A 13,128-nucleotide genomic window follows, 5' to 3' on the forward strand; every position below is an offset into this window, starting at 1 on the left:
CTTCCACAGTTAACAGCGCCGCGGGATCCGGAAATTCCGAGCAGCCGAAGGCTCCGGGGTCGAAGATTCCGTCATGAACAGCAACCTGCCGGATGATTGGTCCCCAGCGGACAATCCGTACTCGATCGCGCTCTCGGAATCGAGCTGGCTGCGTGCCACGGTCGCCTTGACCGTGGCACGCATGCACGGTGACGACGTCCAAGTCGGCTGGTTCAGCTCCCGGCAGATCGACGCACGAACACTGGTCGTCGCCCTGCGCCAGCTCCTCGCCGCGGTCAAGCTCGAACGGATCGCCCTCACAGACCTCGGCATGGATCCTGCGGTGATCACCGCACTCGACAACGCCGAGCAGGTCTTCCTTGACGCCCTGCCAAACATCAAGCACGTCCGCGACGGCCTCACTCACTTCGAGGACTGGGCCCGCGGCAACGGCGGCGGGCCGCAGGCAGACGCCCGCAAGACCACTGACCCACGCGACGTAGCCCGCGACTTCTGGAGCTTCGGCTACGACCCGACCACAGACACCGTCACCATGGGACCGTTCACCCTCTCCGTCAGCGCGGCAGTCCCCGCTGCCAATGCGCTGTGCGATGCGATCTACGCCGCGACACGCGCGGTCGACCAGCGGAGCACGGCCGAACTACGGGACCAAGTCGTCCAGGCGCTGACCGACGCGACGATTCCCTGCACTCCCCCCCCCGAGGACCCGGTTCGTGTGTCGCAGGGACAGGACATGCGGATCTGGCTCTCCTTCGAACTGGGCCGCCTTCCGGACGGACAACACAAGGAACTGGCAGAGCGTGTCGCGACGGCGGTGGCTCACGCCGGGCTTCGGCTGACGTCGTCGGCGTTCCCGGAGGCACAGGACATCTCTGACCGCCTGCTCGCTGGTGAACCGCTGCGTGTGGAGAGGAATGGCCCGTAGATCGGCAAGTCCCCATCGATACATCCGGGGCCATATCCTCCTGGGCAGTTTCCTCTTGGGGCCGTTTTCGGTCATGCGTCTGCCCTCGCCAGTTCAGCGGCGGCCGTCGAAGCGGTCGTCATCGGTGTCTGTGGGGAGGGTGTCGAGCTGGTCGGGGTCGGCTAGTTCGGTCAGCCCGTGCACGGCAGCGTCCATGCGGTCGGGGCTGTCCATTCCCTCGACCCAGGTGACCATCTGGCCTTCCAGCTCGGGGTATTCGCCGACGTGGTGCACGAGCTGCTGTTCGTAGAGCTGGGCCACGGGAGCGGCGCGGAGGCGTTTGCCGACCTTGGCGGTGACTTCCAGGATCATGGGCATGAGGAGCCCCTTGGTGACGCCTTCGCGGCGCAGCTGCTCCCACGCCTGGGTGACGATCTGCCGCGCCATGTCGCCGCCGTAGTTCTTCTCGACCACGATCGCGTCGGCCTTGAGTTCGAGTGCGAGACGGCATGCTGCCAAGCCCCAGTCGTTGGCGCCCATTGATCCAGATCGGTCGGCCAGGACGTACAACTGCCGGTCGAAGTCGCGGCCGACGCCGATGACGCCCGTCTCGTCGCCGACCGTGGACTCTCCGCCGGCGGGGTCGACGGCGACGACGATGCGGGCCATGTCGAGGCCGGAGAACTGGACAGCGTTGATACGGGCGGTCTCGATCCACTCCCGCCTCCAGACGCCTCCCTCCGGCGGACGGGGCTTCTGCAAGTAGAGGGCGGCCCAGACGCGTTCGCCGACTCGCCTGCGGGTCTTGGCGTGGTGGGTGACGTCGAAGCGTTCGGGCCACAGCGCCTCGCCAGGAGCGCGGCCGAGCGGGTCGTCGAGGCTGTCGGCGATGGCGGGGAGGTCGATGACCCGCCAGGCGTCGTGCTCGGTGGCGAGGATGCGTCCGGCGAGGTCATCTTCGTGCCACCGGGTCTGGATGAGGCAGATGGCGCCGACTGGTTCGAGTCGGGTCTGTAGTACGGAGGTCCACCAGTCCCAGGCGCGCTTGCGCATGGTGGGGCTGTCGGCGTCGGCCATGTCCTTGACCGGGTCGTCGACGATGGCGATGTGTGCGCCGCGTCCGGTGAGGCCGCCGCCGATACCGGCCGCGAGGAGGCCGCCTTCGCCGCCGACGATGTCGAAGCGGTTGGCGGCCTGGCTGCCTGTCTTGAGCTGGATGCCGAGGTCGTCGCCCCAGGTGTTGATGGCGTCCCTGATCCACCGGCCGTGGTCGTCGGCCAGGTCGGCGGAGTAGCTGGCGATCATCATGCGGTGGCCGGGATTGCGCCGCAGATACCAGAGGGGCGCCCAGCGAGAGGCCCGTCGGCTCTTGCCGTGCCGCGGGGGCATGGTCAGCATGACGCGGTCACATCGGCCTGCGGCCATGTCGATGAACGCCTGGTCGATGAGATCCAGGTGCGGCGCCTGCATCTCGCGCCCACCGGTGAGGACGGCGGCGAGTGCACCTGGGGAGCGGTCCATGGCGAGTTGGCGTTCGACGCGCACCAACTCGGCGCGCAGCGTGGGAGATGCGGCCCGCGCGATGGTGCGGCGCTGCGCTGGTGGAAGGGTCCTGTAGTGGGTGATGACGCTTTCGTGGTCGCGCGGGGTCATTCGCCGTCCGGTTCGGTGAGCGCGATCAGGGCGTCGAGTTCGTCGACGGTCACGGTCTCGACCTGGACCGGTCCGCCGTCGGGGCCGGACAGTTCCGCACGGACGGGCATGTCGAGGCCGAGCAGCCTTGCGCGGCGCTCCATGATCCGCAGGGTGCGGTCGATGGCGGCGAGGTCTTGGTCGCGGACGGCTTTCTTGTAGGCGACGAAGAACAGCCGGTCGAGTCGGTCAGCTTCCAGTGCGCGCAATTCGTCTACGTCGTCGTTGAGTTCGGCGCGGCGGTTGGCGAGTGCTGTGCGGACGTCCCGGCAAGCGGCATGGATCAGGGCCTCGTTGGTGGGCGGGTCCTGGTTCTTGCGGTACCGCTCGACTCCGTAGCCCTGCGGGTAGGCGATCCCGTCAGAGTTGACGGTCGGATCGGCGGCGAGCTTGCGGGCGATGGTCAGCCAGTCCACGCCGGCGAGGCGCAGGTCAATGGCGTCCGAGCGGCGGCGCGCGATGGCCGCACGCGCGGCTTTGTCGGGGCGTCCCACGGCGGGAGTCCTTCACAGCTCGGGTGCGCCCCCGCGCCCGTCACCATGATCGCACTCGGCAGGTCCTCGCCGCACCGAAGGCAGGCTGCGAACGTTGTGCAAATCGACGGCTTCCCGCGCCCCACAGCGATCATCACGGCACGAGCCATGGCAATCGACCAGGTTGCAACACACGGCTGTTTTGTCTGAGAAGCTGCGACAGCGTCTGCCGATTTCGCTGCTGCTGCGTCAGAGGCCAGCGTCCTTCTTGCTGGTTCGCTCCCGCCCGATGCCGGGTACGAAGCGGCCTGGCGTGGCCTCGTAGGCGGCGTACGCAGGGCCGTGCATCGCCCTGAGATACGGCTCCTCGACCACACGCACCTGCAGTTCAACGGCGACGGCCAAGGCGGCGAGAGCGGCCAGGGCGAGGACGTTCGGCACTGCCAGGGTGAGTCCGACGCCGGTGACAGCCATGGCAGCGAAGATGGGGTTGCGGACGCGGGCGAAGGGACCGTCGTTGACGAGCGCGGTGCGCTCTCCTTGGTCTACGCCCACGCGCCAGGACGCTCCCATAGCGCGTTGGGCGATCAAGGTACCGGCGATCCCGATCGCTGCGACGGCCGTACCGACCCCGTGGACGGCCGGGATGTGGCCGATGAGTGCGGGCAGACCTGCCAAGGCAGCGACGGGCGCGGCAGCGGCGCCGAGCAGGGCGGCGATGAACAGCACGCCGGCCCACCAGGAGACCGAGCCGGGAGTGCCGGACAAGCCGCGGAAGCCCGAGTCCCCGGTGCGGCGACGTTGGATCACCGCACGTACACCGAAAGCGGTCAGCAGCCAGAAGAGATACAGCGCCAGTGCAGCCCAAGCCCAGGCGGTCATCGGGCGTCCCCCTCGTTAGTGGGGGTGCAGCAGGCGCAGCCCGGAGAGCAGCCGCAGCTGTCCTCCGTCGACGCGTCGGCGATTCCCGCGATGGGGGCGGCGCAGCAGTTGTCGCCGCGCCATGCCTCGCGGCCTTCCTTGACCGCGACGGCGGCGATCACCAGGGCAGCTATGGGGTCGGCCCAGCTCCAGCCGAGCAGGGAGTTGGCGAGCAGGCCGACCAGTAGGACGGCCGACAGGTACGTGCACAGGAGGGTCTGCTTGGAGTCGGCGACCGCGGATGCGGAGCCGAGTTCGCGGCCGGCGCGGCGCTGAGCGGCAGACAGGAACGGCATGATCGCCAAGGAGAGGGCGGCCAGGACGATGCCCGGCGTGGAGTGCTCCGCTTCGCCCGTGCCGGTCAGAGCACGAATGGAGTCGACGGTGACGTAGGCGGCGAGGGCGAAGAAGGACAGCGCGATGATGCGCAGCGTGGTCTTCTCGCGGGCCTCGCGGACGGTGTGGTCGGCGGCGGAGAACTGCCAGGCGACGGCTGCTGCCGATGAGACCTCGACGACCGAGTCCAGGCCGAAGCCGATCAGTGCGGTGGAGGAGGCGAGGGTGCCGGCGGTGATCGCGACGATCGCCTCGATGACGTTGTACGTGATGGTGGCGGCGACCAGCAGACGTATACGCCGGGTCAGTTGGGTGCGGCGAGTCGGGGTGGGGCCAAGGGAGAGCGCCGTCATCAGCAGCAGTCCTTCTCTTCAGCGTCTACGCAGGTGCGGTCGGCTTCGACGGCGAGGACCGCGCCGAGTAGGTCGTCCAGGGCGTGGCCGAGGCGGGCGTCGGCGAGTTCGTAGCGCACGCGACGGCCTTCGGGGACGGCGACGACGATGCCGCAGTCGCGAAGGCAGGCGAGGTGGTTCGAGAGCCGGGTCCGGGAGATCTCCAGCTGGTCGGCCAGGTCGGCGGGGTGCGCGGGTGCCTTGCGCAGGGCGAGCAGGATGCGGCAGCGGATCGGGTCGGCGAGGGCGCGGCCGAAGCGTGCCAGGGCGTCGATGTCGGAGGCGATGGTCAGCACGACTTCAACGGTACACGGAAACCTGAATTCAGGAAACCATGTACCGCCGAATGTCTGCGCGAGGGTCAGTGCTTGTGCGGCTCGTCCCGGTGGATGGGGCCGTGCGGGTCCTCGCAGTGCGAGGTGTCACCTGCTCCTTCGCCGACCATGGCGACCTGCAGGACCTGTTCCGGGGTGTGGTCGACCTGGAGCGTGGTGTGGGTGATGCCGTAGTCGTGCTGGAGGAGTTCCTCCAGGTCGCGGCGGACGGCGTGGCAGTCGCCGCCGGGTTCGACCAGGATGTGCGCGGAGAGGGCGGACTGGCCGGAGGTGATCTCCCAGACATGCAGGTCGTGCACCTCGACGACGGCTGGCTGGGCGACGAGCTTGTCGCCCAGCGCGTCCGGGTCGACATTTGCGGGGGCGGCCTCAAGGAAGATCCGGCCGGACTCGCGCAGCAGTCCGTACCCGGCCTTGAACATCAGGGCGACGACCACGAGCGTGGCGATGCCGTCTGCGCGGGCGAATCCGGTGAGCAGCACGATCAAACCGGCCACCGCGGTGCCGATGAAGGCGAACAGGTCGTTGAGGATGTGCTGGTAGGCGCCCTCGACGTTGAGCGAGGAGCGGTTGGCCTTGGAGATGCACCAGGCGGCCGCGATGTTCACCACGATCCCGGCGAGGGCTGTGCCGAACACCAGCCCGCCCTCCACCTCGGGCGGATCGATCAGTCGGTGCACGGCCTCGTACGCGAGCCATGCGCCGAGCAGCAGCAAGGTCAGCCCGTTGGCCTGGGCGGAGAGGATCTCGGCGCGCTTGAGCCCGTAGGTGAAAACGCCGCGGGCCGGGCGGGCGGCCAGCCGCATGGCGATCAGCGCGAACACGATCGACACGGCGTCGGTCAGCATGTGCGCCGCGTCCGAGATCAGGGCGAGAGACTGGGCCATGACGCCGATGACGACCTCGCCCGCCATGAACACGGTGATCAGACCGAGCGCGATGCCCAGCCAGCGCCGGTCGGCGTCCGCCGAGACACCGTGGGAGTGCCCGGCGTGCCCTCCTCCTCCGTCCTCGTGTCCTGGACCGTGCCCGTGAGTGTGATCGCCCATGGTGTACGCCTTCCCCCTTCGCAGCGGATGCCTTGCCCGCAGTGAAACGCACGCATCGGCCAATCGCCAAAGGCTGCATCGGTGACCGTTGTCATGTCGGTTAACAAGCCTCTGACCTGCGGCAACTTGTCGACGGATGGAAGCGCCCGAGCGGCGGCGCCGGGAGCTCCACCCGTCGTGAACCAGCGGTCGGGGTGGTCGGTACCCTTCCAGGACGTACGAACCACGCAGTTCCGTCCCCCATCCATCACCCGTCCCCCGCAGCCCCCTCCGCTCCCCGCGACGAACTCCCTGAAGGCCACGATCTGATGCGTACGCACCGCTTGCCAGGACCCGGCTCGCCGGCGTCCGGCGCGCTGCGTGGGCTTCGGGCTGGGGTGCTCGCGGTGCTGTGCGTGCTGTTGCCGCTGGCCGGGCACGTGCTCTCGCAGTGCCACGCGCCCCGGTGGATCATCGTGGCCGCGACGGCGGCTGTCGCGCTGCCGGGCGCGGTCGTGCTGACGCGGCATCGGCTGACGGACACCCAGTTGCTGGGCGTGCTCGCCCTCGCGCAGCTCGCCTACCACGTCGCCTACTCACTGCCCGGAGCCTGCGCCGCGGTGACCGGGCAGGACAGCTCCGTCGGCGGTCTGGGCCGGCTGATCGAGCATGACGCGGCCGCCGGGCCGCCGCCCGGTGTGCTGCTCGCCGGCCATCTGATCACCCTGCTGCTCATCGCCCGCCTGCTGGGCGTTTCGGAGCGGCTGCTGTGGCAGAGCAAGTCCCTCGTGTTGGTCGTACGGCGTCTGCTGCTGTTCCTCTGGCCACTGCTCGGCGGCCGTGACGGCACCGGCCCGCAGGCTGCCTACCCCGAGACCACGTCGCCGCCGATGTCGGCCCTGCTCGTGCGGCTGCACGAGGGCCGGGCGCCGCCGTGCCTCGGGCACGGTCCGTTCGCCCTTCTCCGGCCGACGCCGATCGGCGCGCTCCGCCTGCCCTGACGGGCCAGACGCGAGGGCCGCCCGGCGGGCCGGTCCCTCCCACCCCGGTGGCCTGGCTGCCGGGGGTCACAGAGAGCTCCGCCTCATGTACGTCACTGACCGGCGTGCCGTCCGCACGGCGGCACGCGCCCTTGTTGTACCGGCCGTTCTGGCGGCCTTGGCCGTCGCCGCGCCGCAGGCCGCGGCCCACACCGAGCTCGACATCAGCAGTCCGGGCGCGAAGGCCCAACTCTCCGGACTGCCCCCGCGCGTCACGCTGACCTTCAGCGACGCAATGACTCAGAAGTACGCCAAGGTCGCGGTCACCTCACCGGACGGCACGTCGGCCGCCTCCGGCCTGCCGCAGGTCTCCGGCAAGACGGTCACTCTCGCCCTCGCACCCACCTCCCGCGCCGGTCAGTACACGGTGGGCTACCGGGTCGTCTCCGCCGACGGTCACCCCGTCTCGGGCTCCTACACCTTCACCGTCGCCGCGACCAACAACCCGAGTCCATCGCCGCGAGCCGAGGAGTCGACCGGTGCGTCTGCTCCCCGCGCCGCCCAGGAGTCCGCGCCGGACAAGACCGACGGGGAGTCCTCCGGCGCGACCGTCCCTGTCCTCGCGGGTGCCGGCGCACTGGCCGTGGCAGCCGCGGGTGCGTACGCCGTACGACGGAGGCGAGCCGGTCATGGCAACTGAGACCACCTCCAGGGGCGGGCGGCTGCCGCAGCTGTCGCTCGTGCTGGCCGGATCGGTCGGTCTGGCCGTCGCTGTCACGGCGGTCGCGGTGTGGGCCGGTGGCGGAGCCGCGCTCGAGATCCCCGGGATTCCGGATGCGGGTGCGACGACCGCATGGGGCCTGCCGGTTGCCCGTACCGTCGCCGACGCGGCCGCCGTCGCGACCATCGGCGCGCTGCTGCTGGTCGTCGTCCTGTTGCCGGGCGGCAAGAAGCTCAGTCAGACCCAGCTGCGCTACCTCAACTGGGCTGCCTCCGCTGCCGCGTTGTGGACCGCAGCGTCGGTCGCCGCGCTGGTGTTCACCCTCTCGGACCTGTTCGCCCAGCCGGTCGGCGAGATCGTGTCTCCCGCAGTGGTGGCGGACTTCGTCGCCACCGACGCCCAGGGACGCTCATACGCGCTGATGGCGGGAGCCGCCGGTCTGATCGCAACGCTCTGCGTGGGCATCGGCACGGCCCGCTGGGCCCGCCCGGCACTCGTCGTCGCGGTCGCCGGGATGCTCCCGCCCGCCTTCACCGGGCACTCCTCGGCGGCGGGCAACCACGACGCCGCCGTCACCAGCCTCGCCCTGCACCTGGTCGGTGTCGCGGTGTGGGTCGGCGGGCTCGTCTTCGTCCTGATCGTCGCCGCACGCCGGGAGGAGAACGCGGCGGACGCCGTCCGACGCTTCAGCCCGCTCGCCGCGTGGGCCCTGCTCGCGGTCGCGGCCAGCGGCGTCGTGAACGCCACGGTCCGATTCCCCTCCCTGGGCGAGGTGTTCACCAGCCGGTACGGACTGATGGTGCTCGCCAAGGCGGCGGCGCTCGCCGCACTGGGCGGCATCGGCTGGTGGCACCGCCGCCGCACGCTGCCGGCCCTCAAGGACGGTCGGTGGCACGGGTTCGTACGGCTCGCCGCCGGTGAACTCCTGCTCATGGCCGCAGCCATCGGTCTCGCCGTCGGATTGTCGCGCACTCCCGCCCCCGGCGCCGGTGACGCCGCGCTCTCACCCACCGAGGAGCTGCTCGGCTTCGCCATGCCGCCGCCGCTCGGCGACTTCCCGTGGACGCCGCTGTTCACCCAGTGGCACTTCGACCCGCTGTTCGCCTTCGGTACGACGGCTGCCGCGCTGCTGTATCTGGCGGGCGTACGGAAGTTGCGCGCCCGGGGCGACAAGTGGCCTGTCGGGCGGACGATTTCGTGGCTGCTGGGCCTGGCGGTGACCGTGCTCGCCACGATGAGCGGACTCAACACGTACGGCAAGGTGCTGTTCAGCGTGCACATGGGCCAGCACATGATCCTCGCGATGACGGTGCCGATTCTGCTCGTCCTGGGCGGGCCGGCCACCCTCGCCCTGCGGGCCCTGCCCGCCGCCCCGAAGGGGGAGCCGGACGGGCCGCGCGAAATGCTGACGAAGCTGCTGCACAGCCGGTATGTGAAGGTCATCTCGAATCCGGTGGTGGCGAGCGTGCTGTTCATCGGCAGCGCCTTCGTCGTCTACTACAGCTCGCTCTTCGAGACCCTGATGCGCAGCCACCTGGGCCACATGGTCATGCTGGTGCACTTCCTGGCCGTCGGGCTGCTGTTCTTCTGGGTCGTCATCGGCATCGACCCCGGACCGCGCCGACCGCCCCATCTGGGCAGGCTGTTCGTCCTCATCCTGACCATGCCGTTCCACTCCTGGTTCAGCATCTCGCTGATGAGCTCGACCGCGCTGATCGGCGAAGGCTGGTGGTCGGCGCTGGAGCGGCCCTGGGTCGAGTACCCGATGGACGACCAGTACGACGCCGGCGCCATCGCCTGGGCCACCGGCGACATCCCCGTCCTGATCACCACGATCATCCTCGCCATCCAGTGGGTCCGCTCCGACCAGCGCGAGGCCCGCCGCGTCGACCGGCAGATCGACCGCGGCGACGACAACGACCCGCTCGCCGCCTACAACGCCTACCTGGCGGGTCTGCACGCCCGCGACCGGCGACCCGCCCCGCCTACCCCCACCGAGGAACCATGAGCAAGCTGAAGAAGAACCTGATCGCAGCCGCCGTCCTCATGGCCGGCTTCGCCCTCGCCATCGGCTCCTACCTCCTACTCGCCCCGGACAACCGGAACAGCGGCGGCCTTGATGTGCAGCCGGCCGCCGAGGCGCTGCCCGTCCGCGATACCAGCCACCGCCTCACCGAGCCGAAGAAGAGCGAGCTGACGTTCGTCGAGTTCCTGGATTTCGAGTGCGAGTCGTGCGGAGCCTACTACCCGGCCGTGGAGCAACTGCGCAAGGAGTACGGCGACCGCGTCACCTTCGTCGCCCGCTACTTCCCCATGCCCGGCCACCGCAACGGCGAACTCGCCGCCCGCACCGCCGAAGCCGCCGCCCGCCAGGGCAAGTTCGAGGAGATGTACACCAAGCTCTTCACCACCCAGAAGGAGTGGGGCGAGTCGCAGGAGTGGAAGGAGTCCGTCTTCCGCGGCTACGCGAAGAAACTCGGCCTGGACATGGACAGGTTCGACGCCGACCTCGCCGACCCGGAAGTGGCCGGACGCGTCCAGGACGACAAGCGCGACGGCCTCGGCCTGGGCGTCCAGGGCACCCCGACGTTCTTCCTCGACGGAGAACGGATCACCAACCCCGCATCGTACGAGGCGTTCAAGGCGCTCATCGATGCCCGGCTGTCCGACTGACCGAGTGCGGAGGCACCATGCAGTACCTGATCGACCAGGTGCGTGTCTTCCGCGCCCGTGCGGCAGCCCACACGCTGCACCTGGCCGGCCTCACCCAGCACCACCGGCCACGGGCGATGTTCATCTCCTGCTCCGACGCCCGCATCGTGCCCGCCCTGCTCACCGCCGCCCGGCCCGGAGACCTCTTCGAACTGCGCACGTACGGAGGGGTGATACCGCCCTACGACGCGCAGGCGCCGACCGGCGAGTCCAGGACGGTCGAGTACGCGGTCAACGAGCTGAAGGTTTCGGACATCATCGTCTGCGGCCACTCGCACTGCGACGTCGTCACCGCGGCCATGCACGACAGCCTGACGGCCTCCGGCATCACGGAGTCCGACGACGATCCGGCCCCGCTGGCCGGAGACCTCACCGCCGCCGGGCACTGGCACGTGCTCGCTCAACTCGACGCCCTCAGCAGCTATCCGAGCGTCACAGCCCGGCTGGCCGACCGGTCACTGCACCTGCACGCCTGGTTCCACGAGATCGACACCGGCGCAACCCTCCAGTACCACCCGCGCGCCAGCGCCTTCCTGCCCCTGTGAACAGCCCCACCCGACCCGACGTCTACGACAAGGTGAACGCCCGTGACCTCCACCAGCCGGCTCGTCTACGACGAACGCCTGACCGCCCCAAAAACCTGGTGGCTCATCGCCGCGCTCTTCGGTATCTCCCTCGCCCTGGTCTTCCTTCCCTACGGGGGCATTGCCGCGCTCATCGCGCTGAGCATCGGCACCTGTCTGGCCGGGATGTACGTCAGCGGGCAGGGATCGACACGGATCCGGGTCACCGCCGACACGCTGTTCGTGGCCGACGCCCGCATCCCACTGACGGCGCTTGGACAGCCGGAGGCCCTCCACGGGGACGAAGCGCGCGCCTGGCGGACGCACAAGGCCGATCTGCGGGCCTTCATGGTGCTGCGCAGTTTCCTCCCCGGCGCCGTGCGCGTCGAGGTCCTCGACCCCGACGACCCCACCCCCTATCTCTACCTCGCCACCCGCACACCCGAGTTGCTGGCCGAGGCGCTCGCCACGCGATCGTAAGAACTCGAACAGGGTGCGACAGCATGCGTACGGTCCCCGGCCGGTAGGGGATGATGGGCGACCGTGCCACCTGATCACGTGACCGGGCACAAGGAACGTGCCGGAGCAGGCCGGGCCAGCCACGCGGGAGCGTGCGCGCGAGCCGGTGTGTTCGCCGTGCTCGGCACCGTACTCGCGACCTTCGGGCACCACGCGGTCGCCGAAGGCACGGTGTCCTGGCGGTTGGTGGCTGTTTTGATCGTGGCGCAGTTCTCGGTGGTCTGGCCGCTCGCGCGGCGCCGCTACGCACCTATCGCGACGGTCGTTTCCACGCTGGCGATGCAGGGGGTGCTGCATCTCGCGCTGTCCTACGCGGACGGCGACACCTCGATGGTGATGCCTCAGCACACGATGCACGCCGGTCATCTCTCCGCTGCCACTGGTGACGGACACTCCTGGCATCACGCCGGAGCGGCGATGACGACGGTTCACACGGCCGCCGCTGTGGTGGTGGCCTGGCTGCTGCACCGGGCGGACGTGCGGATGACGGCGGCGCTCGGCACGCTGCGCACGCTGGCCAGAGCGGCTGCGGCGGCCCTGGCCCAGGTGCTGCCGCGAGCGATCGCCGATCCGGACCGGGTGATGCCCCTGCTGCCCAGGCTGCGGACGGGTGCGTTCTTCGCGGTGGCGGCGCAGGCCTGGGAGGAAGTACTGGAGCACGTGGTGGTGCGCAGGGGCCCACCGCGACGGGAGCACCCTCCAGTCCTTCACCGGTCCTGGTGTCTGCGGGGCCGGATTCTCCCGTGTCTGCAAGGAGCTTCCCTGTGTCCATTTCCTCCCGTCCGCTGGCGTGTGCCGGCCGTCGTTTCGTCCTAGCCGGTGCCGTCGCGCTGACGGCCACGCTCGCCCTGGCCGCACCGGCCGCCGCACACGCGGAGGTCGAGGCCGACAAGCCTCAGGCCCTGGCGGAGAACGTCACCCTGAGCTTCGTCTCCGAGGCCGAGTCCGACTCTGCGGGCTTCACCGAGCTGCGCGTCGTCCTGCCCGAGGGCATCGCCCCCGCCGACGTCACCCTTGACGAGGGCCCCAAGGGCTGGAAGCTGACGGCCACCAAGGACGGCTACACCGTCGCCGGCCCGGCGCTGAAGGCAGGCGTCGACGGCGAGCACAAGATCAAGGTCCGGCAGCTGCCGGACGCGAAGGAACTCGCGTTCAAGACCGTCGAGACCTACAGCGACGGGGAGGTCTCCCGCTGGATCGAGCTGCCCACCGGCGGCAAGGAGCCCGAGCAGCCCGCTCCCGTGCTGAAGCTGAAGGCCGCGGCCCCGGGCGCCAAGCCGGTCAGCCCCAGCCCGACTGCGACGGTGAGCGCGACGCCCAGTGCGGCCGCCTCCACGCCTTCCACCGCCGCAAGCGAGTCGGACGCCTCGCCTGCTGCCAGTGACACGGCGGCCGACGAGGACGACGGCAGGTCCTCCGGCGCCCTGGTCGCAGTGATGGTCGTAGCCCTGCTCGTGCTCGGCGGCGGGGCCTGGTGGCTGGTCAAGCGCCGAGCTGCCTCCTCCAGCGAGAGCTGACGTTCGCCGTGGGTGCCTTGGGGCGGCACTGCCGT

15 protein-coding genes are annotated in these 13,128 nt (G+C 69.9%); 9 read left to right on the top strand and 6 right to left on the bottom strand.

Features of this window, described 5'->3' with window-relative positions:
• The first annotated feature begins 73 nt into the window (after positions 1-73).
• Positions 74-925, top strand: coding sequence for a hypothetical protein (locus OHA64_RS15755; protein WP_405613377.1), 852 nt, complete (start codon positions 74-76; stop codon positions 923-925).
• Positions 926-1,018: 93 nt separating this feature from the next.
• Here OHA64_RS15755 and OHA64_RS15760 read toward each other — a convergent pair whose 3' ends face one another.
• The 6 genes from OHA64_RS15760 to OHA64_RS15785 form a co-directional block, all read right to left on the bottom strand.
• Positions 1,019-2,557, bottom strand: coding sequence for a terminase large subunit domain-containing protein (locus tag OHA64_RS15760; protein WP_405613379.1), 1,539 nt, complete (start codon positions 2,555-2,557; stop codon positions 1,019-1,021).
• Positions 2,554-3,090 carry a hypothetical protein gene (locus tag OHA64_RS15765; protein WP_405613381.1) on the bottom strand — a complete coding sequence of 179 codons (537 nt, stop codon included), beginning with the start codon at positions 3,088-3,090 and terminating at the stop codon, positions 2,554-2,556. Before OHA64_RS15765 ends, OHA64_RS15760 begins: the two co-directional genes overlap by 4 nt.
• Positions 3,091-3,318: 228 nt before the next feature.
• Entirely contained in the window at positions 3,319-3,951 is a 633-nt protein-coding gene (locus OHA64_RS15770; protein WP_405613383.1) for a methyltransferase family protein, read from the bottom strand.
• Entirely contained in the window at positions 3,948-4,679 is a 732-nt protein-coding gene (locus OHA64_RS15775) for a cation transporter (RefSeq protein ID WP_405613385.1), read from the bottom strand. Before OHA64_RS15775 ends, OHA64_RS15770 begins: the two co-directional genes overlap by 4 nt.
• The gene (locus OHA64_RS15780; protein WP_405613387.1) at positions 4,679-5,014 is read right to left on the bottom strand and encodes an ArsR/SmtB family transcription factor; all 336 of its coding nucleotides are present in this window, start codon (positions 5,012-5,014) and stop codon (positions 4,679-4,681) included. The genes OHA64_RS15775 and OHA64_RS15780 overlap by 1 nt, the downstream gene beginning before the upstream one ends.
• Before the next feature lie 65 nt (positions 5,015-5,079).
• Positions 5,080-6,102: a cation diffusion facilitator family transporter gene (locus tag OHA64_RS15785; protein WP_405613389.1), complete on the bottom strand. Its 1,023-nt coding sequence runs from the start codon at positions 6,100-6,102 to the stop codon at positions 5,080-5,082.
• 308 nt (positions 6,103-6,410) lie between these two features.
• On the opposite strand from OHA64_RS15785, the gene OHA64_RS15790 reads away from it, so the two are divergent.
• The 8 genes from OHA64_RS15790 to OHA64_RS15825 all read left to right on the top strand — a co-directional run bounded on the left by OHA64_RS15790 (position 6,411) and on the right by OHA64_RS15825 (position 13,093).
• Positions 6,411-7,082 carry a hypothetical protein gene (locus tag OHA64_RS15790; RefSeq protein ID WP_405613391.1) on the top strand — a complete coding sequence of 224 codons (672 nt, stop codon included), beginning with the start codon at positions 6,411-6,413 and terminating at the stop codon, positions 7,080-7,082.
• Between the two features lie 85 nt (positions 7,083-7,167).
• Positions 7,168-7,761 carry a copper resistance protein CopC gene (locus tag OHA64_RS15795; protein ID WP_405613393.1) on the top strand — a complete coding sequence of 198 codons (594 nt, stop codon included), beginning with the start codon at positions 7,168-7,170 and terminating at the stop codon, positions 7,759-7,761.
• On the top strand, positions 7,751-9,790 hold the full coding sequence (locus OHA64_RS15800; protein WP_405613395.1) for a cytochrome c oxidase assembly protein: 2,040 nt from the start codon (positions 7,751-7,753) through the stop codon (positions 9,788-9,790). The genes OHA64_RS15795 and OHA64_RS15800 overlap by 11 nt, the downstream gene beginning before the upstream one ends.
• Positions 9,787-10,455 carry a DsbA family protein gene (locus OHA64_RS15805; protein ID WP_405613397.1) on the top strand — a complete coding sequence of 223 codons (669 nt, stop codon included), beginning with the start codon at positions 9,787-9,789 and terminating at the stop codon, positions 10,453-10,455. Before OHA64_RS15800 ends, OHA64_RS15805 begins: the two co-directional genes overlap by 4 nt.
• Before the next feature lie 17 nt (positions 10,456-10,472).
• Positions 10,473-11,039: a carbonic anhydrase gene (locus tag OHA64_RS15810; protein WP_405613399.1), complete on the top strand. Its 567-nt coding sequence runs from the start codon at positions 10,473-10,475 to the stop codon at positions 11,037-11,039.
• A 42-nt stretch (positions 11,040-11,081) separates the two neighbouring features.
• Complete coding sequence (locus tag OHA64_RS15815) at positions 11,082-11,537, top strand: DUF3093 domain-containing protein (protein ID WP_405613401.1); 456 nt, start codon at positions 11,082-11,084, stop codon at positions 11,535-11,537.
• 63 nt (positions 11,538-11,600) lie between these two features.
• A complete protein-coding gene (locus tag OHA64_RS15820) occupies positions 11,601-12,392 on the top strand; it encodes a hypothetical protein (protein ID WP_405613403.1) in 792 nt (263 codons plus the stop codon).
• On the top strand, positions 12,347-13,093 hold the full coding sequence (locus OHA64_RS15825) for a DUF1775 domain-containing protein (protein WP_405623992.1): 747 nt from the start codon (positions 12,347-12,349) through the stop codon (positions 13,091-13,093). The genes OHA64_RS15820 and OHA64_RS15825 overlap by 46 nt, the downstream gene beginning before the upstream one ends.
• Positions 13,094-13,128 lie beyond the last annotated feature (35 nt).

The sequence above is a fragment of the Streptomyces sp. NBC_00076 genome, assembly GCF_045041235.1.
GTDB lineage: Bacteria > Actinomycetota > Actinomycetes > Streptomycetales > Streptomycetaceae > Streptomyces.

Excerpts from the sequence above, each read along its gene's own strand:
- OHA64_RS15810 (WP_405613399.1), top strand. The coding sequence starts at position 10,473 with ATGCAGTACCTGATCGACCAGGTGCGTGTCTTCCGCGCCCGTGCGGCA.
- OHA64_RS15785 (WP_405613389.1), bottom strand. The coding sequence starts at position 6,102 with ATGGGCGATCACACTCACGGGCACGGTCCAGGACACGAGGACGGAGGA.
- OHA64_RS15770 (WP_405613383.1), bottom strand. The coding sequence starts at position 3,951 with ATGACCGCCTGGGCTTGGGCTGCACTGGCGCTGTATCTCTTCTGGCTG.
- OHA64_RS15795 (WP_405613393.1), top strand. The coding sequence starts at position 7,168 with ATGTACGTCACTGACCGGCGTGCCGTCCGCACGGCGGCACGCGCCCTT.
- OHA64_RS15775 (WP_405613385.1), bottom strand. The coding sequence starts at position 4,679 with ATGACGGCGCTCTCCCTTGGCCCCACCCCGACTCGCCGCACCCAACTG.
- OHA64_RS15790 (WP_405613391.1), top strand. The coding sequence starts at position 6,411 with ATGCGTACGCACCGCTTGCCAGGACCCGGCTCGCCGGCGTCCGGCGCG.
- OHA64_RS15755 (WP_405613377.1), top strand. The coding sequence starts at position 74 with ATGAACAGCAACCTGCCGGATGATTGGTCCCCAGCGGACAATCCGTAC.
- OHA64_RS15760 (WP_405613379.1), bottom strand. The coding sequence starts at position 2,557 with ATGACCCCGCGCGACCACGAAAGCGTCATCACCCACTACAGGACCCTT.
- OHA64_RS15800 (WP_405613395.1), top strand. The coding sequence starts at position 7,751 with ATGGCAACTGAGACCACCTCCAGGGGCGGGCGGCTGCCGCAGCTGTCG.
- OHA64_RS15805 (WP_405613397.1), top strand. The coding sequence starts at position 9,787 with ATGAGCAAGCTGAAGAAGAACCTGATCGCAGCCGCCGTCCTCATGGCC.